The organism is Microbacterium testaceum, assembly GCF_006539145.1.
GTDB lineage: Bacteria > Actinomycetota > Actinomycetes > Actinomycetales > Microbacteriaceae > Microbacterium > Microbacterium testaceum.
This window is the reverse complement of sequence record NZ_BJML01000005.1, coordinates 95,017-114,800: the sequence shown is the minus strand read 5'-3', so window position 1 is coordinate 114,800 and position 19,784 is coordinate 95,017. Positions and strand designations below refer to the sequence as shown.

Sequence of the window (19,784 nt, the reverse complement as noted above, 5' to 3'; positions counted from 1 at the left end):
GCACGCGAGTTCCCGAGACGCAGACCGCGGTCGGTCGTCAGATCGGCCGTGCGACCGCGTGCCAGGCGGCTCGGGCATGGGCCAGGGCCTGTTCGGCATCGGTGGCCGCGCGTGCAGCGGCGAGCTGACGGCGGGCTCGCTCGAGCTGGAGGCGGTCGGCGATGGGAGCGTCGGAGTCGCGCGCGTCCGCCACGGCCAGGGCTGCTCGGGCGCAAGCGAGAGTACCGGGCAGGGCCGCGCGCGCGGCTTCGAGGCGTTGCCGCGGGGTCATCGCGTCACTCAGCGTCTGATCTCGCCGCTCCCGCACCCGGGCCACGATCGCGATGGCACGCCGGGGTCGCTGGGTGGCAACGGCCGCCGCGGCTTCGAGGTCTCGAGCGGCGGCGCGCAGGTGCTCGGCGGCGTCGGGTGCGGCCTCCGTCGGACGGAGGGTCGCCACCTCGGTCGCCGCCTCGATCTCGGCTCGTGCGGCCGTGACCTCGGCCGCCGCGTTCTCGGCGGCCTGCAGGGCGATGCGGTGCGCGTCTTCGACGGCGCGCACCTGGCGTTCGGCGCGGGCGAGTGCCGCGGTGGCGTCGAAGAGGTCGCGGCCGTCCGGCTCGGAGGCGGCGCGCTGGAGCGCGAGATCCGCGTCGCGGAGGGCATCGGATGCCGCTCGCCCGGCCGTCTCGGCATCGTCGCGGTCTTCGGGAGCGAAACGGTCGCGGAGGACGGCGAGGAGCTGCTCGGGGTCTCCGGTCGTCTCGAGCACCTCGTCGCGGCGTCGGCGTGCGGCGGCGAGGAGCTCGGGCCCGGTGCGGTGCGTGCGCGCCCACTCGTCGAGCTGCCTGCGGGTACGAGCGACGCGCTCCAACTGGCCGTCGAGCTGCGTGCCCAGCCGTCGCGCCTCGTCGCGCCGCCGCGCCGCGAGACCGGTGTCGTCCTGGAGGCGGGAGACCTCGGCGAACGCGCGGTCGCGCGCGCGGAGGGCAGCGGCGCGTGCGCGACGGAGCTCGGTCGGTTCGTCGATGACATCTACCGCGTCGGCCGCCCGGAACGCAAGATCGAGCTCGTTGACGGCGTCGTCGAGGCGGAGAAGGGCGTCGGCGGAGTCGCTCACGGATCGCGAGGCCGCGGCGCGGGCGCGCGGCGAACGGCGCGAGAGTCGCACCGCGATGGCGATCGCGGCGACGAGGAGCGCCACGCCCAGGAGAGCGATCGCCGCGGGGACGACCCAGCCGAGGTCAGACACCGACGGAGACGTCCGGACCCGACGAGTCGTCGATCAGCAGGAGAGCACGCAGTTCATCGACGTCGTCCACGGCGGCCTGGGCGCCGTCCGCCTCGTGGGGCCAGCTGAAGCCCCACCGGACGAAGATCACCGGCACCGCGGCATCCGCCCCTCCCTCGACGTCGTGGTGTCGATCACCGATGAGCACGGGGCGAGAGGTATCCGCTCCGGCGGCGTCGAGGCGACGCAGAGCCTCGCGCACCACGTCGGCCTTGGTGCTCAGGGTGCGCTCGTCGAGGGTGGCGCCGACCATGGCCTCGAGCGACGGCGCGAGGCCGAAGTGGTCCATGAGGGCGACCACCTGCACCTCGGGCTTGGAGCTCGCCGTCGACTGGGGGATGCCCGCCGCGTGCAGGTCGTGCACCAGCTGCTCGACGCCCGGGTACAGGCGCGCACTCACCGTGTAGCCCTCGCTCTTGTTCAGTCCGCGGTAGAACGTCACGGCGTCGGTGGCCTGTTCGGGTGTCATCCCCACGTTCACCTGGAACGACTCGAACATGGGCGGACCGATCCAGCGCGACAGTTCGCCACGCACCGGGGGCGTGCGCCCGAAGTGCTCGAGCGTGATCGTCAGCCGGCGGAGGATGCCCTCCGATGCGTCGACGAGGGTGCCGTCGACGTCCCACAAGACGCAGGAGAAGGGAGAGCGTGCAGACATGCGTCCACGCTACCGGCGCCGCCGGCGCGCGGCGCTCGCCGTGTCAGAAGAGCCGCGGGGCGCCGGACTGCACGCCCTTCATCTCGTCGTAGTCGAGCACGAGGCACCGGATGCCGCGGTCGGTGGCGAGAACGCGCGCCTGAGGCTTGATCTCTTGCGCGGCGTACACACCCGTGACCGGGGCGAGCAGGGGGTCGCGGTTCAACAGCTCGAGGTAGCGGGTGAGCTGCTCGACACCGTCGATGTCGCCGCGACGCTTGACCTCGATCGCGACGGTGCCGTGGCCGTCGTCGTTGCGCAGCAGCAGATCGACCGGACCGATCGCGGTGGGGTACTCACGGCGCACGAGCGTGAGGTTCTCACCCACCACCGACACCTGCTCGGCGAGCAGGCGCTGCAGGTCGGCCTCGACGCCGTCCTTGATGAGCCCGGGGTCGAGGCCCAGGTCGTGGGCGGTGTCGTGCATGACCTCGTGGATGCGCACCAGCAGTGCGTCGCCGCTCTTCGCGTGCGTCACGCGCCAGCGCTCGATGACGCCGTCTTCGATGTCGGCCTCGTCGGGCTGCTCGAGGGTGAGCGAGCACGGCGGGCTCATCCAGTTCAGCGGCGCGTGTTGGACGTCCCGATGGAACGCGACCGTACCGTCGGCCTTGACCATGATGAGTCGGGTCGCGAGGGGCAGATGTGTCTTCAGGCGACCGGTGTAGTCGACGGAGCAACGAGCAATGACGAGGCGCACGACTCCATTGTCGCAACTCGAGACGATGGTCACACCGCCGTGGAGAGAGACCGTGCCGTGGCTGCGGTGCGCCGCCGCCACGGGTAGGTCGTCCGACGGGTCGCGTCACCCCGAGTGTTCCGCACCTCTGTCGCGACGGCGAGATGCGCGTCGAGGCGGCCGGAGTCATCGACGCAGCAGCGGCCGCTGGGGCCGCGTCGCCTAATCGCGTCGCGCGGGCTCGGCGGCCCGCTCGTTCTCGACGGCGAGGGGCTTGGCTGCACCCGAGAAGAGACCGGATGCCACGATCAGCCCGACGACGATGAGCAGCGTGTTGAGCAGGCCGATGTGGTCGCCGATCCACCCGAGGATCGGCGGTCCGCACAGGAACGCCACGTAACCGATGGTCGCGGCGGCGGCGACACGGGAAGCGGCCTTGGCGGGGTCGTCGGCGGCGGCCGACATGCCGATCGGGAAGCCGAGCGAGGCACCGAGGCCCCACAGGGCCGCACCCACGAAGACGAGGGGCCCGTAGGGCGCGAGGATGAACAGCAACAGACCCGCGGCGGCGGTGCCGGCGAGCACGCGCAGCACCAGCACGCGGCCGAGGCGGTCGACGACCGGCCCCCCGGCGATGCGGCCGACGGTCATGGCGACCGAGAACACCGCGAGCACGGCCGGCCCCGCCTCTTCGGGGGCACCGTGGCCGTAGACCACGGCCGAGGGGAGCCAGTCGTTGGCGCTGCCCTCGGCGAACGCCATGCCCAGCATGATCACGCCGAGCGTGTAGGTGCGCGGCTCGCGCCAGGCCTGCAACGAGACGGCGAGACGCTCGCGCCAGTGGGCGCGCTCCTCGGCGGCGGGGGCGTCCATCGCGATCTCGGCCCGCGGCACGTTGGCCACCGAGACGAAGGCCACCACCATGATGACCACGCCCATCGCCACGCTGTGCGCGACCACGGGGATGCCGAGGCTGACGGCGACGAAGCCCAGACCTGCGCCGATGACGGTGCCGAAGCTGAAGAAGGCGTGCAGGAGCGGCATGATCGTGCGTCCGGTGGCCTTCTCGAGCGCCGCCCCCTCGACGTTCATCATCACGTCGACCGCGCCGTTGCCGAAGCCGAACAGCGCGAGTCCGACCAGGGCCACCGCGAAGAACTGCAGGGAGTCGGCGCCGAAGCCGATGATCATGAGGCCGATGCCCACGAGCAGGAGGGCGACGAGCATGCCGGTGCGCGCTCCGATGCGGGCCATGACGGCGGGCGCGATCGAGAGACCGATTATGGATGCCACGCCCATACCCAGCAGCAGGAGTCCGACGCCGGAGTTCTCGATGCCGAGCGACTCGCGGATCGCGGGTACCCGCGATGCCCACGTCGAGATGCTCAGTCCGCTCGCGAGGAAGATGGCGCAGATCGCGATGTGCCAGCGGATGAGCTGGGACCGGGTGAGCGTCGAGTGCATGCCGCCACTGTACCGAATCGATTCGACGTGTATCGAATCGATTCGGCGGAGCGCCCGTCGCCGGGTACGATCGGCCCGTGAGCACCCGTCGCGCCACCATCAGCGACGTCGCCCGAGAGGCCGGCGTCTCGGCGTCGACCGCCTCCGTCGTCTTCAGCGGCAAGACGCCCACCTCGCAGGCCACCCGGGAGCGCGTCCTGGCCGCCGCCGAGCGGCTGGGCTACACCGGTCCCGATCCCCGCGCGGCTTCCCTGCGTCGCGGTCGTTCCGGCATCGTCGGCGTGGTCTTCGATCAGCACCTCGGCACCGCCTTCCTCGACCCGGTCACCACGCACATGATGGACGGCCTGGCCGACGGTGTCTCCCGCCTCGGCGCGGCGCTGCTGCTCCTGCGCGACGACGGCGAGACGGTCAGCGAACCTTCGCTGCACACCGCGCCCATCGACGCCGCCGTGCTGATCGGCTGCAGCCCCCGCATGCGCGAGTCCCTCGAGATCGTGCGGGCTCGCGGCATCCCGGTCGTCGTGGTCGAAGGCGACGCGGGCGAGGGCGTTCCCCAGGTACTGCTCGACAACGCCGAGGCGCAACGCGCAGCCGCTCGTCACCTCGCCGCACTCGGACATCGCGACGTCGTGATCGTCACGCTTCCCACCGACACCGCCCGCCGCCGCGGCTGGATCGCCGGCGACGCGGTGGTGCGGGTCGATGTCACGGCCGATCGCCTCGCCGGAGCCCGCGAGGTGTTCCCCGCCGCTCCCGCTGTGGCGGCGGCCACCAGCTCGATCGACGAGGGCACCATCGCCGGGCGCGCCATCTTCGCCGACCCCGATCGCCGCCCGACGGCGGTGATCGCGCAGAGCGACCTGCTCGCTGCGGGCGTCATCCGCGCCGCCGAAGAAGCGGGATTGCACGTTCCGAACGATGTGAGCGTGACGGGTTTCGACGGCGTCGTCGTCGACGGGTTGGCCCCGCACGTGTTGACCACCCTGGTCCAACCCGCCACGGCGAAAGGGCGTGCCGCCGGAGAGGCGGTCGCGGCGATGCTCGAGGACTCCACACCCTCGGGGCTCGACCTGCGGTGCACCTTCCGCGAGGGAACGACCACCGCTCCGCCGCGTACCACATGAGTCGGCGGGGTGCTGGGACTCTCATGCTCCGCATAGAATAGTGAGGACACCCCGAGAGCCCGGGCACCCGCCCGTCGACCCCGAGGAGGCCCGACCGTGCTGATCTTCCTCGGCGCCTTCGCGGCCGTGCCCCTTCTTCTGCCGTGGCTCGTCTCACGCATCGGCGCCCGGGCGTTCTACATCGCCGCCGTGCTTCCGGCCCTGGCTTTCGCCCACGCGATCGTGCAGGCTCCCGCCGTCTTCGCAGGCGACATTCCCTTCGAGGAATACAGGTGGATCCCCGCCCTGAACGTGTCGCTGTCGATGCGCATGGACGTCCTCGGGTGGCTGCTGACCCTCGTGGTCACGGGTGTCGGTGCCCTCGTCATGCTCTACTGCCGCTGGTACTTCCGCGGCAAGACGCAGGGGGTCGGCCAGTTCTCGGCGGTCCTGCTCGGCTTCGCGGGCGCGATGTACGGCCTCGTGCTCACCGACGACCTGGTCGTGCTGGTCATGCTCTGGGAAGCCACGAGCGTGCTGTCGTACCTGCTCATCGGCTACTACCACAGCCGCTCCGCGAGTCGTCGAGCGGCGCTGCAGGCTCTGCTGGTCACGACCCTCGGCGGACTCGTCATGCTCATCGGCGTGGTGCTGCTGGTGGTGCAGTCGGGCACCTCCAGCCTGTCGGCGATCCTCGCCGACCCGCCCACCGGCCCGGTCGTCGACATCGCCGTGCTGCTGCTGCTCGTCGGAGCCCTGAGCAAGTCCGCGATCTTCCCGTTCCACTTCTGGCTCCCCGGCGCCATGGCCGCGCCCACCCCGGTCAGCGCATACCTCCACGCTGCGGCCATGGTGAAAGCCGGCATCTACCTGATCGCCCGCCTCGCCCCCGGCTTCGCCGACACCCCGTTCTGGCGACCGACTCTCATCACGCTCGGCGTGTTCACGATGCTGCTTGGCGGCTTCCAGGCGCTGCGCGAGCGCGACCTCAAGCGCATCCTCGCTTTCGGCACGGTGAGCCAGCTCGGCTTCCTCACCGTGATGCTCGGGTACGGAACGAGGGATGCCGCCCTTGCCGGCGTGGCCCTCCTCCTCAGTCACGCGCTGTTCACGTCGTGCCTCTTCCTCGTCGTCGGCGTGATCGACCGGCAGCTGAACACGCGAGACATCGGCCAGCTCTCCGGCCTCGGTCGCCAGGCGCCCGTCATGGCCACGGCGTCGTTCATCGCGATCTTCTCGATGGCGGGAGTGATCCCCACGCTCGGGTTCGTGGCGAAAGAGACGGCGCTGACCGCTCTGCTGCACGAAGCCGAGGGGGGCGAGGTGTGGGGGATCGTCGCCCTGATCGGCATCGTTCTGGGCTCGGCGCTCACGGCGGCGTACGGCATCCGCTTCCTCTGGGGTGCGTACTGGACGAAGCGCGACGTCGAGACGACCGAGTGGCCCGACCCTCCCATCGGCTTCCTGTCGGCTCCCGTGCTTCTGTCGGCGACCACGCTGGCCCTGGGGTTCCTCGCGCCGATCGTCGACCACTGGCTCGCTCCCTACGCCGACGGACTCCCCGAGGCGACGGCCGGGGTCGATTCGCCCGAGTATCCGTATCACCTCGCCCTCTGGCACGGGCTCGAGCCGGCGCTGTTCATCTCGCTCGGCACCCTGGCTCTGGGCGCGGGAGTGTTCTGGGTCGTGCGCAAGACCCAGCTCCACAAGCGTCCGCGCGTACTGCCCTTCACGGCCAACGACGCCTACAACGGCACCCTCCGCGCGATCGACCACACGTCGGAGTGGGTGACCGGCCGTTTCCAGCGCGGGTCGCTGCCGTTCTACGTCGGGACGATCTTCGTCGTTCTCGTCGTCGCCGAGGGCACTGCCCTCCTCGCATCGAACGAGTGGCGCGCTCAGCTCGATGCCTGGCAGTCGCCCGCGCAGCTCATCTCGGCGCCGATCATGATCGCGGCGGGTATCCTGGCCGTCCGTGCGCGCAAGCGTTACACGGGCGTCGCGCTCGTCTCGGTGACGGGGCTCGGCATGGTGGTGCTCTTCGCGACCAGCGGTGCCCCCGATCTCGCGCTCACCCAGGTGCTCATCGAAACCGTGACGCTCGTGGTGTTCGCTCTGGTCCTACGGCGTCTGCCCGCGCGGATGGGCGAGCAGAACGAGTCGGTCGCCCCGATCGCACGCGCTGTCCTGGGCGCCGGCGTCGGCCTCACGATGGCTCTCGTCGCGATCGTCGCCACCGGTGCGCGGCAGGATCTGCCGGTCTCGCTCGAATGGCCGCCGCTGGCCTACGAGATCGGCCACGGCCGCAACGTCGTGAACGTCGCGTTGGTCGACCTTCGCGGGTGGGACACGATGGGCGAGCTGTCGGTGCTCGTGCTCGCCGCCACCGGCGTCGCCTCGCTCGTGTTCATCACCAACCGCAGTGACAACCTCGCGCGCCGCTCGGGCACCGCCCGCAGCCGCGTGGGTCTGGGGCGACGTCGGCCCCTCATCGAGACCGACAGCGGTGTGCGCGCGCAGCGAGTCGGCGAGACCGGCGCCCCGCGGGCCTGGCTGATCTCGGGCTCGAAGGTACAGCCCGAGAACCGCTCGATCCTGCTCGAGATCATCATCCGGGTGCTCTTCCACTCGATCATGATCGTGTCGCTGTACCTGCTCTTCGCCGGTCACAACCTGCCCGGCGGCGGCTTCGCCGGCGGCCTGGTGGCCGGTATGGGCCTGGTGATGCGCTACATCGCCGGCGGTCGCTGGGAGCTGGGTGCCGCAGCGCCCACCGACGCCGGCCGCCTGCTCGGCGCGGGCATGGCGATCGCCGTGCTGTGCGCCCTGGTGCCGATGGTGTTCGGTTTCGCACCGCTGCAGAGCTTCACGTTCGAGGGAGAACTGCCGATCATCGGGCATTGGGAGTTCGTCACCAGCACGATCTTCGACGTCGGCGTCTACCTGGTCGTCATCGGGCTCGTGCTCGATGTGCTCCGCAGCCTCGGTGCCGAGGTCGACCGGCAGTCGCAGCATCCGGAAGATGCGGAGATGGCACCCTCATGACCATCTCCCTCGTTCTCGTCATCGTCATGGCCGTGCTCTTCGCGTGCGGCGTGTACGCCATGCTCGAGCGCAGCCTCACCCGCGTGCTCATCGGCTTCCTCCTGCTGGGCAACGCCGCGAATCTGCTGCTGCTCATCGTCATGGGCGCGCCCGGTCGGGCCCCGTTCTACGACGGGGGGCAGACGGATGCCGCGGACATGTCCGACGCTCTGCCCCAGGCCCTGACGCTCACCGCGATCGTCATCACCTTCGGTATCTCGGCGTTCCTCCTGGCTCTGATCTACCGGTCCTGGCAGCTCGGTCAGGCGGACACGGTCATCGACGACGCCGACGACGTGGCGCTGCGCTCTCGTACGGCCGACGAGCCCGAAGACGCGATGGACGAGGAAGCCCGCTCCGACGACGACGACGTCACCACCGACTTCGTCGGAGACGTCGCCTCGCCCATCCGCGTGCTGCATCAGGGCGATCTCTCGCAGCTGGTCGACGACGCTCCGGTCGACCGGGTCGCGGTGTCGCGTGAATCGGAGTCGCCGCTCGACGCCCCCCGCGACCCCCAGGACGGTGATCGCTCGTGAGCGCCCTCGTGCCCCTGCTCGTCGGCATTCCGCTCATCGGTGCCGCGATCAACCTCATCTTCGGACGACGCAAGAAGACGCAGATCGTCGTGTCGGTCGCCTCCCTCGCGGCCGTCCTCGTGCTGGGTGCGGTCCTGCTCGTCACCGTCGACACGAGCGGGCCCATCGCGGTGGCGATCGCCGCGTGGGACATCCCGTTCGGCATCGTGCTCTACGTCGACGTGCTCGCGGCCCTGCTGGTGGTCGTCACGAGCATCGTCCTCCTCGCGGTCCTGCTGTTCTCGATCGGCCAGGGCGCGGCCGACAACGACGAGGACACCCCGGTCTCGATCTTCTACCCGGCGTACCTGATCCTCGGCGCGGGCATCTTCAACGCCTTCATCGCCGGAGACCTGTTCAACCTGTACGTCGGTTTCGAGATCCTTCTCGTCGCCTCGTACGTGCTCATCACCCTGGGCGGCACCGAGTCGCGCATCCGCACCGGCGTCGTCTACATCGTCGTGTCGCTGGTGTCGTCGATCCTCTTCCTCGCCGCGATCGCGATGGTCTACGGCGCGCTCGGCACGGTCAACATGGTCCAGATCAGCGAGCGGATGTCGCTGCTGCCCCAGGACACGCAGACGATCCTGCACCTCATGCTGCTGCTCGCCTTCGCGATCAAGGCGGCGGTCTTCCCGCTGTCGTTCTGGCTGCCCGACTCGTACCCGACGGCTCCCGCGCCCGTCACGGCGGTGTTCGCGGGACTGCTCACCAAGGTCGGCGTCTACGCCATCATCCGCACCGAGACGCAGCTCTTCGTCGACAACGACTTCAATTTCCTTCTCATGATGGTCGCGCTGTCGACGATGATCGTCGGCATCCTGGGAGCCGTCGCGCAGGCCGAGCTCAAACGCATCCTGTCGTTCACCCTGGTGAGCCACATCGGGTACATGATCTTCGGCTTGGCGATCAACACGCCTCTCGCCGTGGGCGCGACGATCTACTACATCGTCCACCACATCATCGTGCAGACGACCCTGTTCCTCGCGGTCGGACTCATCGAGCGCCGGGCTGGCAGCACCTCGATCCTGAAGGTGAAGGGGCTCATGCGTGCGGCACCCCTGCTCGCGGTGCTGTACTTCATCCCCGCGATCAACCTGGGCGGCCTCCCGCCGTTCTCGGGCTTCATCGGCAAGTACGCGCTGTTCGACGCCGCGGCCCAGGTCGGCACGCCGGTCATGATCGTGCTCATCGTCGGCGGCATCGTCACCTCGATCCTGACGCTGTACGCGCTCATGCGCGCCTGGAACCTGTCGTTCTGGCGCGAAGACGACGACTCGGCCGAGACGACCGAGCGCATCGCCTACCTCGGCAACGCCCCCGCGGCGACCATTTCGACCGAGCGTCGCACGACGCCCAAGATCATGACGCTCGCCACCGTCGGTATGGTGGCGGTCACCGTGTCGCTGACCATCTTCGCCGGCCCCCTGCTCGACATGTGCCTCCGAGCCGGTGTCGACATCACCGACGGGGTCAGCCTCGTCCAGATCCAAGAACAGGCGGGCCAACGATGAGTCCCTCCCGCCGTTCGCAGGTCTCGCTGTTCCTCCACCAGTTGCCCTTCCTCGTGTGGTTGGTCGCGCTGTGGATGCTGCTCTGGGGGCAGTTCACCTGGCTCGCTTTCCTCACGGGGCTCGTCATGGCCGTCTTCGTCACACGCGTCTTCCGCCTCCCCCCGGTCGAACTCTCGGGCCGCATCAACCTCTGGTACGGCCTGGTCTTCGTCGTCACCTTCCTCGGCGCGGTGATCAAGGGCTCGCTCATCGTCGCGTGGCAGGTCCTGGACGTCCGACGTCAGCCCGGCGCGGCGATCATCGCCGTGCCTCTGCGCGTGGACGATGACGTGATCATGGCGCATACTGCGGTGACGGCATCCCTCATTCCCGGCTCTCTCATCGTCGACGTCGACCGCGACAACCGCACGCTGTTCCTCCACACCATCGGGGTGCGCAGCGACGCGGATGCCGAACATCAGCGCCGCGTCGTGCTCGGGTGGGAGGCCCGCATCACGCGTGCCGTCGGTTCGAAGGAAGAGCTCCAGGAGCTTCGGGCCAAGATCGCCGAGTCGGACGCCGACGCGCTCCACGGTGCCGAAACGCCGCCCGACGGGAGGACCCTGCTGTGAACATCCTCGTCGTGGTCATCCTCGTCGTCTTCGCCGTCGCCGCGGTGCTGGCGCTCATCCGCCTCGTGATCGGCCCGTCGATCCTCGACCGGGCGGTCGCGGCCGACGTGCTGCTCACCGAGGTGGTCTGCATCCTGGGCGCCGATATGGTGATCAATCACCACACGCGCTCGCTGCCGGCGATGCTCATCATCGCGGCGGTCGGCGTGTTCGGGTCGATCGCGGTCGCCCGCTTCGTCGCGCGGAAGGAGAACCCGCGATGACCCTCGAATCGGCGCTCGACACCGTCGCCCTCGTGCTCGTGCTGATCGGCGCCGTGCTCTGCCTCACGGCGACGATGGGACTGCTGCGCTGGCGCGACGTCCCCACGCGCCTGCACGCGGCGACGAAGCCGCAGGTTCTGGGCGTGCTGCTCATCGTCATCGCCGTCGCGCTGTCGTTGCGCACATGGGAGGTGGTCGCCTTCGGCATCCCGATCGTGCTCATCCAGTTCGCCACGGCGCCGCTGGCCGCGCACATGGTCGGGCGAGCGGCCTACCGCAACCGCACGACCGACGAAGAGGGCCTGTACATCGACGAGCTGCGGCACCGCACGGAGCAGCCCGGCTCGACCGGCGCGGAGACGCGGCCGGAGAGCTGAGCCGGCGCCGCGTCGCCGCTCGCGCCCCCGCCCCCGCTCGGCGCTGCCTCTGCCCGCTGCTGCGTCCGCTGGCCGTTGCGAGTGCTGGTCGCTGTGACTGCTGGCTACCGCGACTGCTGGCCGCTGGGAGTGCTGGCCGCTGCGTCCGCTGGCCGCCGCGACTGCTGCCTCCGCTGGCCGCTGCGACTGCTGAATGCTGCTGCTGCTGCTGCTGCTGCCGCTACCGCTGCTGCCGCTGCTGGCCGTTGCTGGCCGCCGCGACTGCTCACCGCCGCGACCGCTGGCCGTTGCGACCGCTCACCGCTGCGATAAACGCTCTCCCTAGCGAGACACGCCGTGAGGCAGCGTGTCTCGCTAGAAAGAGCGTTTATGGAGGGGCGGTCGGGTCAGCTGCCGGCTTCGCCGAGGTCATCCGGATCGGTCTTCCGGTGCTGCGGTTCGCGCGCTTCGCGTTTCTCTCGCCGCCCTTCGGCGAGGAAAGCCAGACGGTTGAGGCACTCGTGGTTGCGCGCGACGAGCAGAGGCTTCCACAGCAGCGACGGCAGCAGAGCCGCCGCTCCCGACACGGGCTCCTCGGCGATGGTGACGGCGGTGCCGAGTTCATGCGGCCGGGCGTCGATACGGATGACGCCGCGGCCCAGGATGCCGGCCTCGGGCCGCAACCGCATTCGGCGCGGAGGGTCCCACTCGACGATCTTGGTCTCGTCGTGGATCATGACGGGCCAGATGCCCAGGGAATGATGGATCTGCGACCCCTCCTGGGGCCATTGCTCGTCGACATCGCGCATGCGCGCCGCCCCCACCACCCAGATGGGATAGAGCCAACCGTCGGAGAGAACCGCGAACAGGTCGTCGGGCGTGCAGCGCATGAGGCGGGTGTTGCGGGCGGCCATGGCATCCCTCCGTTCGACATTTCTTACGGTAGATCGTGATCGTCGAGGGCGGCGCACCCCTTGACCGAACGCACGGGCGGGTCCGCTCGTCGGCAGGCTCGGGAACCTGAGAAGTGGGGAGGCGCAGAACAGTGAAGGAACCCGCCTCACGCTGGATGGGCGCGACCCAGGGCGCGCGATGAGGGGGCACAGACCCGTGCCGGTCGGAGCAGCCGCGCGTGATGTCGGACGCGAACCCCGGTCTCGCGGTACCGGCGCCAGCGGGCACGTCGAGTCACGTCCGGAGCCGTGCGCGATGACGCGCTGAGCGTGACGGCCCCTCTCGGAAGGGGCGGGTCAGGCTTCGAGCAATCTGCGGCAGCGTCTCTTCGTCGGCGCAGGCCGCGCCCCCGGACGGTGTTCGACGTGCGGCTGCCGGTGCGACCGAGGACCGCCCCCACTCGTCCCGGCCTGAACAGTGCTTGCGCCCGATCGTGAGCGGCCGCGGCGTGGATCACGCGTGCAGGCGCGGCGCCCCCGCACTCTCGCGCACGACGAGCTCGGGCGTCACGGCGGAGTCTTCGGGAGGACGCCCCTGCTCCATCCAGGTGCCGAGCAGCGCGAAAGTGCGTCGGCCGAGGTCGACGAAGTCCTGGCGGACGGTGGTGAGGGCTGGAGTCCACATGCGCGCGAACGGTTGGTCGTCGAAGCCGACGACGCTGACGTCTTCGGGGATGCGTCTACCGATCTCCTGGTAGGCGCGCGCGACACCGATGGCGAGTTCATCGTTGCCGCAGAGCACCGCTGTTACGGCATCGTCGTCGAGGAGAGTCTGGGCGACGTCGTATCCCGACGTGGGCGAATAGCTCGCCTGCAACAGGGGAGGGACGCGCGCGCCGGCTTCGTCCAGCGCCGCACGCCACCCCCACGCGCGACCCGTCCCGGGGCGGGTGGCGGGGATGGCGACGTGGTGCACGGTGTGATGCCCCTGGGCGAGCAGGTACTTCGTGGCTTCGTATCCTCCGACGTAGTCGTCGAGGAACGCGTGAGGAGTCTCGCCCGGTGGACGCCGGGCACCGGCGGCGGCGACGACGGGCACCGTCTTGGGCATGGCCGCCAGGGTTGCGACGCCCAGCTCGTCGAACTCGATCACGATCACCCCGGCAAGGGGCTGCGAGAGGGCGCCGTCGACGGCTGCCGAGATGGCCGCGGGGTCGTCGGACTCGACCACGGCGATCATGATGACGTAGCCGGCGGCCCGAGCGGCCTCCTCGATACCTTGCAGAGTGGCGGCGTACCCGTAGCGGATCGTGTTGCGCGCGAACACGGCGACCGTCGATCGACGTCCGCTGACCAGGGATTGCGCGGCGGCGTTCGGCCGATAGCCCAGCTCGGCCACCGCTGCCTCGACCTTTTCGCGGAGCCGATCGCTCACGCGGGTGCGTCCTGAGATCACGCGGGACACCGTGGAGAGACTGACTCCGGCTCTCTCGGCCACGTCGACGATCCCGGGGACATCTCGATCGAGTGGCATGACCCAAGTCTAGTGACCAACGTTTTCTTTGTTCGAAGAAAATCTCTGACCAACGTTTGCAGAGCGAGTGAACGCATGCTAGCTTGACCAACGTTTGCAGAACCCGACGAGGGGTTCTCCGGAAGGCGATGACGCAGTGACCACCCAAACGATGAACGAGATCAACGGCGACCTCGAGGCCCTCTGGCCATCGGCCGTGACCCTCCGGGCGGCCGGCGTCGCCGTCGTCCTCGGCCTGCCGCAAGACGCTCTCCCTTTCGTCATCCACTGGGGTGGTGACATCGGGGCGCAGGATGCCGACTCCCTCCGCGAGCTCGCCCTGCACGCACAGCCGCCACTGGCCACCAACGGTGTCGACGTGCCGGTGATCGTCGGAGTCGTGCCCGAGAACGCCGCGGGATGGACGGGTACCCCGGGTCTTCAGGGCCACCGTTCGGGACAGGCGTGGTCGACGCGGTTCGTTCCCGTCTCGGTGGACATCTCAGACGATGCGCCGTCGGGTGGATCGGTGAGCGTGCGGGCGGTCGACGTCGACGCCCAGCTCTCCCTCGGGCTCCTGCTCGAGCTGCTGCCGAGTGGACTCCTGCGCCTCTCGGCGACGTTGCGGAACGACGGCGTCGATTCCTACACGATCGACGCGCTGGATCTGGCGCTGCCGGTACCGACCCGCGCGGATGTCGTGTTCGACATGGCCGGGCGGTGGGCCAAAGAGAGGGTCGCCCAGTCGCGTCCGTTCACGGTTGGTACGCACCTTCGCGAGGGTCGACACGGACGCACGGGCGCCGATGCGGCCACGTTCCTGGCCGCGGGGACAGCCGATCTCGATTTCGGCCAGGGCGAGGTGTGGGGGCTTCACGTCGCGTTCAGTGGCAACCACCGTGTGCTCGCGGAACGCGCCTTCTCGGGGGAGCGGCTGATTCTCGGCGGCGAGCTCCTGCTGCCTGGCGAAATCCAGCTCGCTCCGGGTGAAACGTACGAGACCCCCGCCCTCTTCGCCGGATACGGTGCCGGACTGGATGCCGTCGCCGCGCGTTTCCACGCTCACCTGCGCTCGCGGCCCTCGCACCCGCGCTCCGCCCGCCCCGTGGTGATGAACGTGTGGGAGGCGGTCTACTTCGACCACGAACTGCCGCGGCTGCTCGAACTCGCCGACGCGGCCGAGCGCGTGGGAGTGGAACGCTTCGTGCTCGACGACGGATGGTTCGGCTCGCGCCGTGACGACACGTCGGGTCTGGGCGATTGGGTGATCGCAGAAGACGTCTGGGGCGGCGGACGGTTCCGCGCCCTCGTCGAGGGGGTCAAGCGACGCGGCATGCAATTCGGACTGTGGTTCGAGCCCGAGATGGTCAATGTGACCTCCGACCTCGCCACCGCCCACCCCGAGTGGCTCCTGCAGGTGCCCGGTCGTCTGCCCGTCGACTTCCGACACCAGCAGGTTCTCGATCTCTCGCACCCGGGTGCCTTCGCCCACGTCTTCGACCAGATCGTCTCGCTCGTGCGCGAGCACGGAATCGACTACATCAAGTGGGACCACAACCGCGACCTCATCGAGGCCGGGTCCACCCGGACCGGGCGAGCGGGCGTACACGAACAGACCCTCGCGACCTATCGCCTGCTCGACGCCATCCGCCGCGCCTGCCCGGGACTGGAGATCGAGTCGTGCTCCTCCGGAGGAGCACGCGTCGACCTCGGCATCCTGGAGCACACCGATCGCGTGTGGGCGTCGGACTGCATCGACGCCCGCGAACGGCAGCAGATCCAGCGCTGGACCGCGCAGCTGCTTCCGCCGGAGCTGGTCGGCAGCCACGTCGGCGCGGACAGGGCGCACACCACCCGCCGCCGCATCGACCTGGACTTCCGGGCGGCCACCGCGCTCTTCGGGCACTTCGGAATCGAGTGGGATCTCACCACGGTCTCGCCCGATGACCTGCAACGACTGACGGCGTGGGTCGCCTACTACAAGGGCGTCCGCGGCCTCATCCACTCCGGTACGACGGTGCGCCGCGAACTCGAGGGCGGCGACCTGTGGTTGCACGGCTCGGTCAGTCCCCACCGCGATCGCGCCCTCTACGCGGTCATCCTGCGGGAGCGGCACGTCACGTGGCCCGTGGGTCGAGTGCGTCTCCCGGGCTTGGATCCCGACCGCGAATACCGCGTCCGCGTGGGCGGACCGGGGCCGCTGCCGGCCTACGACCCGCGTATCCATCCGTCGTGGTACCGCAGCGGGATCAGTCTGTCCGGTGCCGTCCTCCAGGAGATCGGCGTACACGTCGCCGCCCTCGATCCCGACACCAGTGTCCTGCTCGACGTGGAGGTCGTCCGATGAGCGCCCCGACCCAGTCCCCGACGACCCGATCGCTGGACACTCGCGCGATCGTCGCTCCCCGTGCCGCGCGTCGTCGGCGCGGCGACGCGAAGATCGCCCTTCTGTTCATCGCCCCCGCCGCTCTCGGCTTCCTCGCCTTCTATCTCGTCCCCTCGCTGCGAGGCATTTGGTTCAGCTTCACCGACCAGAACCTCATCGGCGCCGGGAAGTTCGTGGGTGTCGAGAACTACACCCGCATGGTCGCGGATCCGCTCTTCTGGAACTCCCTCGGCGTCACCGTCGAATACGTCGTCATCAACATCGGCGTGCAGACGGTGCTCGCGGTGGGCATCGCCGTGCTGATGCACCGTCTCACCCGCTCGGCCGTCATCCGTGGCATCATCCTGCTGCCGTACCTTGTGGCCAACGTCGTGGTCGCGTTGGTCTGGTTCTGGATGATGGATTACTCCACGGGCATCATCAACGTCTTCCTCGACGCTCTCGGCGGCGACCGCATGGCCTTCTTCGGCAGCGAGGCCTTGGCCATCCCGACCATCGCGCTCATCAATGTGTGGCGCTACGTCGGCTACACAGCGCTCTTGGTCTTCGCCGGCCTGCAGACCATCCCGACACAACTCTATGAAGCCGCAGCTCTGGACGGTGCGTCCGAGGTGCGCATGTTCCGCTCGATCACGCTGCCGCTGCTGCGACCGGTGCTCGCCCTGGTCTTGGTGATCACCGTCGTCGGGTCGTTCCAGATCTTCGACACCGTCGCGGTCACGACCGAGGGCGGACCGATCAACTCGACCCGGGTCATTTACTACTACATCTACCAACAGGCCTTCGAGAAATTCCACCTCGGATACGCGTCGGCCATGTCGGTCTTCCTGCTGGTCGTGCTGGCCGTCGTCGCCTATTTCCAGCTCAAGATCATGCGCGCGAACTCGTCGGATCTGGCATAGGAGCCCCTCATGACCTCCGTCGCAACACCTCCCCGCGTCACCCGGTCCGAGCCCGCGCCCGTCGGCTCCCGCCGTGAAGTTCCCCGTCGCCGCCGCATCGGACTCGGGCGCCTCCTCGCCTGGGCCGCTCTCGTGGTGCTGCTGGTGGTGACGCTGTTCCCGTTCTATTGGATGCTGCGCACCGCGCTGTCGACCAACACCGCGTTGTACACGAACGCCGGCAGCCTTCTGCCGGTGGAGTTCAGCTGGGGCGGCTTCGCACGCGTCCTGGGTCTGTCGTCACCGGAGCAGGCGGCGGCAGAGGGGGGGACCACGGGGTCGATCGACTTCTGGCTGTACCTGCGCAACACCGTCATCGTCGCCACGGTGATCACGTTCGGCCAGGTGCTGTTCTCGTCGATGGCGGCCTACGCTTTCGCGCGGCTGGAGTGGAAGGGGCGCGACGCCGTCTTCTTTCTCTTCCTGACGGCGCTGATGATCCCGCCGATCTTCGTGCAACTGCCGAACTTCATCCTCATCCGCGATCTCGGCCTGCTCAACACCCTCGCCGGCATCATCCTGCCGTTCTTCTTCATGACGCCGTTCGCGATCTTCTTCATGCGCCAGTTCTTCCTCGGCATCAGTCGCGAAGTGGAGGAGTCGGCCAAGATCGACGGTGCAGGACACCTGCGCATCTTCTTCCGGATCGTGCTGCCGATGTCATCCACTCCGGTTTTCACCCTCGCCCTGCTGACCTACATCACGGCATGGGGCGAGTACTTCTGGCCTCTCCTGGTGGGGCGCGCGGACGACTCGCGCGTACTCACCGTCGCGCTCGGCATCTTCCGCTCGCAGACTCCGCAGACGGGCCCAGACTGGGCCGGCCTCATGGCCGGGACGCTGATCGCGGCCCTGCCGATCTTCCTCCTGTTCATCCTCTTCGGCCGGAAGCTCGTCGACAACCTCGGCTACTCCGGCATCAAGTGACCCCCCGCCCCTCATCTCCCGCCCGGCGACCCGAACGTCGGGCGGGGAGCCCCACCCGCACATCCCTTTCCTGAAAGGCAATCCCATGCGCACCATCTCACGCGCGCACCGCACCGTCGCGGTCGCCGCCGTCGCCGCGGCTGTTCCCGTCATCCTCGCCGGGTGCTCTTCCGCGGGCGGTACCGCGGCCACCGGCGGTGACTCGATCACCTACTGGCTGTGGGACAGCAATCAGCAGCCCGCTTACCAGCAGTGTGCGGAAGACTTTGAGAAGTCGTCGGGCATCTCCGTCAAGATCGAGCAATTCGGCTGGTCGGACTACTGGCAGGGTCTGACGACGGGCTTCGCCTCGGGCACCGCCCCGGACGTCTTCGCCGACCACCTGTCGTACTACCCCGAATTCGTCTCTCAGGGGCAGTTGCTCGACATCTCCGATCGCGTCGAGAAGGACGGTCTCGACCTCGGCATCTATCAGGAAGGCCTCGCCGACCTCTGGACCACGCCGGAGGGCGGTCGCTACGGCCTTCCGAAGGACTTCGACACCGTCGCGACGTTCTACAACGAGAAGATGGTGACGGATGCCGGTTACACGGCCGACCAGCTCTCCACACTCGCGTGGAACACCACCGACGGCGGCTCGTTCGAGAAGCTCGTCGCCCACCTCACGATCGACCAGAACGGCGTTCGAGGAGACGAGGCCGGTTTCGACAAGTCGAAGGTCGCCGTCTACGGACTCGCGCTCAGCGGTAACGGGCTGAACGCCAGCGGTCAGCAGACCTGGTCTCCCTATGCCCTCAGCAACGATTGGTACTACGGCAACAAGACGCCCTGGACGAGCTCCTGGAACTATGGCGACACGAAGTTCAGCGACACCCTCGCCTGGTACAAGGGGCTGATCGAGAAGGGCTTCATGCCCAGCGTCGACATCGCTCTGTCGGAGCAGGACCCGCTGAACGGCTACCTCGCCGGTCGCTACGCGCTCGTCACCGACGGCAGCTGGATGAACGGCTCATACCTCGGTCAGAACAAGATCGCCACGAAGGTCGCCCCCACCCCGGTCGGCCCGAGCGGTCAGCGCGCCAGCCTCTTCAACGGTCTCTCCGACGGCATCTGGGCCGGGAGCAAGAACCAGGATGCCGCGTGGCAGTGGGTGAAGTACCTCGGCTCGGCGGACTGCCAGGATGTCATCGGCAAGGCCGCCGTCGTCTTCCCCGCCGTCAAGACCTCGACCGCCAAGGCCGAGGCCGCCTTCGCGGCCAAGGGCTGGGATGTCACGGGATTCACCGAGCAGGTGACCGATGGCACCACCAAACTGCTCCCCATCGCCGACCACTGGTCGGACGTGAACGACACGATGAAGGCCGCGATCGAGTCCTACCTCAAGGGCGTGTCCGACGTGAGCGCGCTGAAGACCGCGAACGACCAGGTCAACGCCCTCTTCAAGTGACATGACTCTCGGGGTGCCCGTTCGTCGCCGGGCACCCCGAGAGCCGCGCTGCGGC

At 68.9% G+C, this 19,784-nt stretch carries 17 protein-coding genes; 11 read left to right on the top strand and 6 right to left on the bottom strand.

Annotated elements, in window-relative coordinates; genetic code table 11:
• Window positions 1-37: 37 nt before the first annotated feature.
• The 4 genes from MTE01_RS09190 to MTE01_RS09175 all read right to left on the bottom strand — a co-directional run bounded on the left by MTE01_RS09190 (window position 38) and on the right by MTE01_RS09175 (window position 4,110).
• Window positions 38-1,231, bottom strand: coding sequence for a hypothetical protein (locus MTE01_RS09190; RefSeq protein WP_141377028.1), 1,194 nt, complete (start codon window positions 1,229-1,231; stop codon window positions 38-40).
• Entirely contained in the window at window positions 1,224-1,928 is a 705-nt protein-coding gene (locus MTE01_RS09185; protein ID WP_116239645.1) for an HAD hydrolase-like protein, read from the bottom strand. Before MTE01_RS09185 ends, MTE01_RS09190 begins: the two co-directional genes overlap by 8 nt.
• A 43-nt stretch (window positions 1,929-1,971) precedes the next feature.
• Window positions 1,972-2,667: an endonuclease NucS gene (gene nucS, locus MTE01_RS09180; protein WP_103208530.1), complete on the bottom strand. Its 696-nt coding sequence runs from the start codon at window positions 2,665-2,667 to the stop codon at window positions 1,972-1,974.
• A 201-nt stretch (window positions 2,668-2,868) separates the two neighbouring features.
• Window positions 2,869-4,110: an MFS transporter gene (locus tag MTE01_RS09175; protein ID WP_103207379.1), complete on the bottom strand. Its 1,242-nt coding sequence runs from the start codon at window positions 4,108-4,110 to the stop codon at window positions 2,869-2,871.
• A 77-nt stretch (window positions 4,111-4,187) separates the two neighbouring features.
• Here MTE01_RS09175 and MTE01_RS09170 point away from each other — a divergent pair, with 77 nt between their 5' ends.
• The 7 genes from MTE01_RS09170 to mnhG all read left to right on the top strand — a co-directional run bounded on the left by MTE01_RS09170 (window position 4,188) and on the right by mnhG (window position 11,643).
• Window positions 4,188-5,237, top strand: a complete 1,050-nt coding sequence (locus MTE01_RS09170; RefSeq protein WP_141377026.1) for a substrate-binding domain-containing protein — start codon at window positions 4,188-4,190, stop codon at window positions 5,235-5,237.
• Window positions 5,238-5,333: 96 nt separating this feature from the next.
• On the top strand, window positions 5,334-8,261 hold the full coding sequence (locus MTE01_RS09165; protein WP_141377023.1) for a Na+/H+ antiporter subunit A: 2,928 nt from the start codon (window positions 5,334-5,336) through the stop codon (window positions 8,259-8,261).
• Window positions 8,258-8,839, top strand: coding sequence for a Na(+)/H(+) antiporter subunit C (locus MTE01_RS09160; protein ID WP_141377021.1), 582 nt, complete (start codon window positions 8,258-8,260; stop codon window positions 8,837-8,839). Before MTE01_RS09165 ends, MTE01_RS09160 begins: the two co-directional genes overlap by 4 nt.
• Window positions 8,836-10,392 carry a Na+/H+ antiporter subunit D gene (locus MTE01_RS09155; protein ID WP_141377019.1) on the top strand — a complete coding sequence of 519 codons (1,557 nt, stop codon included), beginning with the start codon at window positions 8,836-8,838 and terminating at the stop codon, window positions 10,390-10,392. Before MTE01_RS09160 ends, MTE01_RS09155 begins: the two co-directional genes overlap by 4 nt.
• Window positions 10,389-11,003: a Na+/H+ antiporter subunit E gene (locus MTE01_RS09150; RefSeq protein ID WP_141377016.1), complete on the top strand. Its 615-nt coding sequence runs from the start codon at window positions 10,389-10,391 to the stop codon at window positions 11,001-11,003. The genes MTE01_RS09155 and MTE01_RS09150 overlap by 4 nt, the downstream gene beginning before the upstream one ends.
• Window positions 11,000-11,266 (top strand): MrpF/PhaF family protein, encoded by a 267-nt coding sequence (locus MTE01_RS09145; protein ID WP_141377014.1) that lies wholly within the window; start codon window positions 11,000-11,002, stop codon window positions 11,264-11,266. Before MTE01_RS09150 ends, MTE01_RS09145 begins: the two co-directional genes overlap by 4 nt.
• On the top strand, window positions 11,263-11,643 hold the full coding sequence (mnhG, locus tag MTE01_RS09140; protein WP_141377011.1) for a monovalent cation/H(+) antiporter subunit G: 381 nt from the start codon (window positions 11,263-11,265) through the stop codon (window positions 11,641-11,643). The genes MTE01_RS09145 and mnhG overlap by 4 nt, the downstream gene beginning before the upstream one ends.
• Window positions 11,644-12,029: 386 nt before the next feature.
• Here mnhG and MTE01_RS09135 read toward each other — a convergent pair whose 3' ends face one another.
• Both MTE01_RS09135 and MTE01_RS09130 read right to left on the bottom strand, forming a co-directional pair.
• Entirely contained in the window at window positions 12,030-12,536 is a 507-nt protein-coding gene (locus tag MTE01_RS09135; protein WP_103207360.1) for an SRPBCC family protein, read from the bottom strand.
• 493 nt (window positions 12,537-13,029) lie between these two features.
• On the bottom strand, window positions 13,030-14,049 hold the full coding sequence (locus MTE01_RS09130; RefSeq protein ID WP_103207358.1) for a LacI family DNA-binding transcriptional regulator: 1,020 nt from the start codon (window positions 14,047-14,049) through the stop codon (window positions 13,030-13,032).
• 136 nt (window positions 14,050-14,185) lie between these two features.
• Here MTE01_RS09130 and MTE01_RS09125 point away from each other — a divergent pair, with 136 nt between their 5' ends.
• The 4 genes from MTE01_RS09125 (at window position 14,186) to MTE01_RS09110 (ending at window position 19,729) form a co-directional block, all read left to right on the top strand.
• Window positions 14,186-16,375 (top strand): alpha-galactosidase, encoded by a 2,190-nt coding sequence (locus MTE01_RS09125; protein WP_218026344.1) that lies wholly within the window; start codon window positions 14,186-14,188, stop codon window positions 16,373-16,375.
• Window positions 16,372-17,316, top strand: a complete 945-nt coding sequence (locus MTE01_RS09120) for a carbohydrate ABC transporter permease (RefSeq protein WP_174799670.1) — start codon at window positions 16,372-16,374, stop codon at window positions 17,314-17,316. Before MTE01_RS09125 ends, MTE01_RS09120 begins: the two co-directional genes overlap by 4 nt.
• A 9-nt stretch (window positions 17,317-17,325) precedes the next feature.
• Window positions 17,326-18,282 (top strand): carbohydrate ABC transporter permease, encoded by a 957-nt coding sequence (locus MTE01_RS09115; protein ID WP_103207352.1) that lies wholly within the window; start codon window positions 17,326-17,328, stop codon window positions 18,280-18,282.
• An 85-nt stretch (window positions 18,283-18,367) separates the two neighbouring features.
• Complete coding sequence (locus MTE01_RS09110; RefSeq protein ID WP_103207349.1) at window positions 18,368-19,729, top strand: ABC transporter substrate-binding protein; 1,362 nt, start codon at window positions 18,368-18,370, stop codon at window positions 19,727-19,729.
• The last annotated feature ends 55 nt before the right edge of the window (window positions 19,730-19,784 follow it).

Bases quoted from the DNA above. Each gene is read 5' to 3' on its own strand.
- MTE01_RS09175 (WP_103207379.1), bottom strand. From the start codon at position 4,110: ATGCACTCGACGCTCACCCGGTCCCAGCTCATCCGCTGGCACATCGCG.
- MTE01_RS09150 (WP_141377016.1), top strand. From the start codon at position 10,389: ATGAGTCCCTCCCGCCGTTCGCAGGTCTCGCTGTTCCTCCACCAGTTG.
- MTE01_RS09160 (WP_141377021.1), top strand. From the start codon at position 8,258: ATGACCATCTCCCTCGTTCTCGTCATCGTCATGGCCGTGCTCTTCGCG.
- MTE01_RS09110 (WP_103207349.1), top strand. From the start codon at position 18,368: ATGCGCACCATCTCACGCGCGCACCGCACCGTCGCGGTCGCCGCCGTC.
- MTE01_RS09135 (WP_103207360.1), bottom strand. From the start codon at position 12,536: ATGGCCGCCCGCAACACCCGCCTCATGCGCTGCACGCCCGACGACCTG.
- MTE01_RS09115 (WP_103207352.1), top strand. From the start codon at position 17,326: ATGACCTCCGTCGCAACACCTCCCCGCGTCACCCGGTCCGAGCCCGCG.
- MTE01_RS09130 (WP_103207358.1), bottom strand. From the start codon at position 14,049: ATGCCACTCGATCGAGATGTCCCCGGGATCGTCGACGTGGCCGAGAGA.
- MTE01_RS09185 (WP_116239645.1), bottom strand. From the start codon at position 1,928: ATGTCTGCACGCTCTCCCTTCTCCTGCGTCTTGTGGGACGTCGACGGC.
- MTE01_RS09120 (WP_174799670.1), top strand. From the start codon at position 16,372: ATGAGCGCCCCGACCCAGTCCCCGACGACCCGATCGCTGGACACTCGC.
- mnhG (WP_141377011.1), top strand. From the start codon at position 11,263: ATGACCCTCGAATCGGCGCTCGACACCGTCGCCCTCGTGCTCGTGCTG.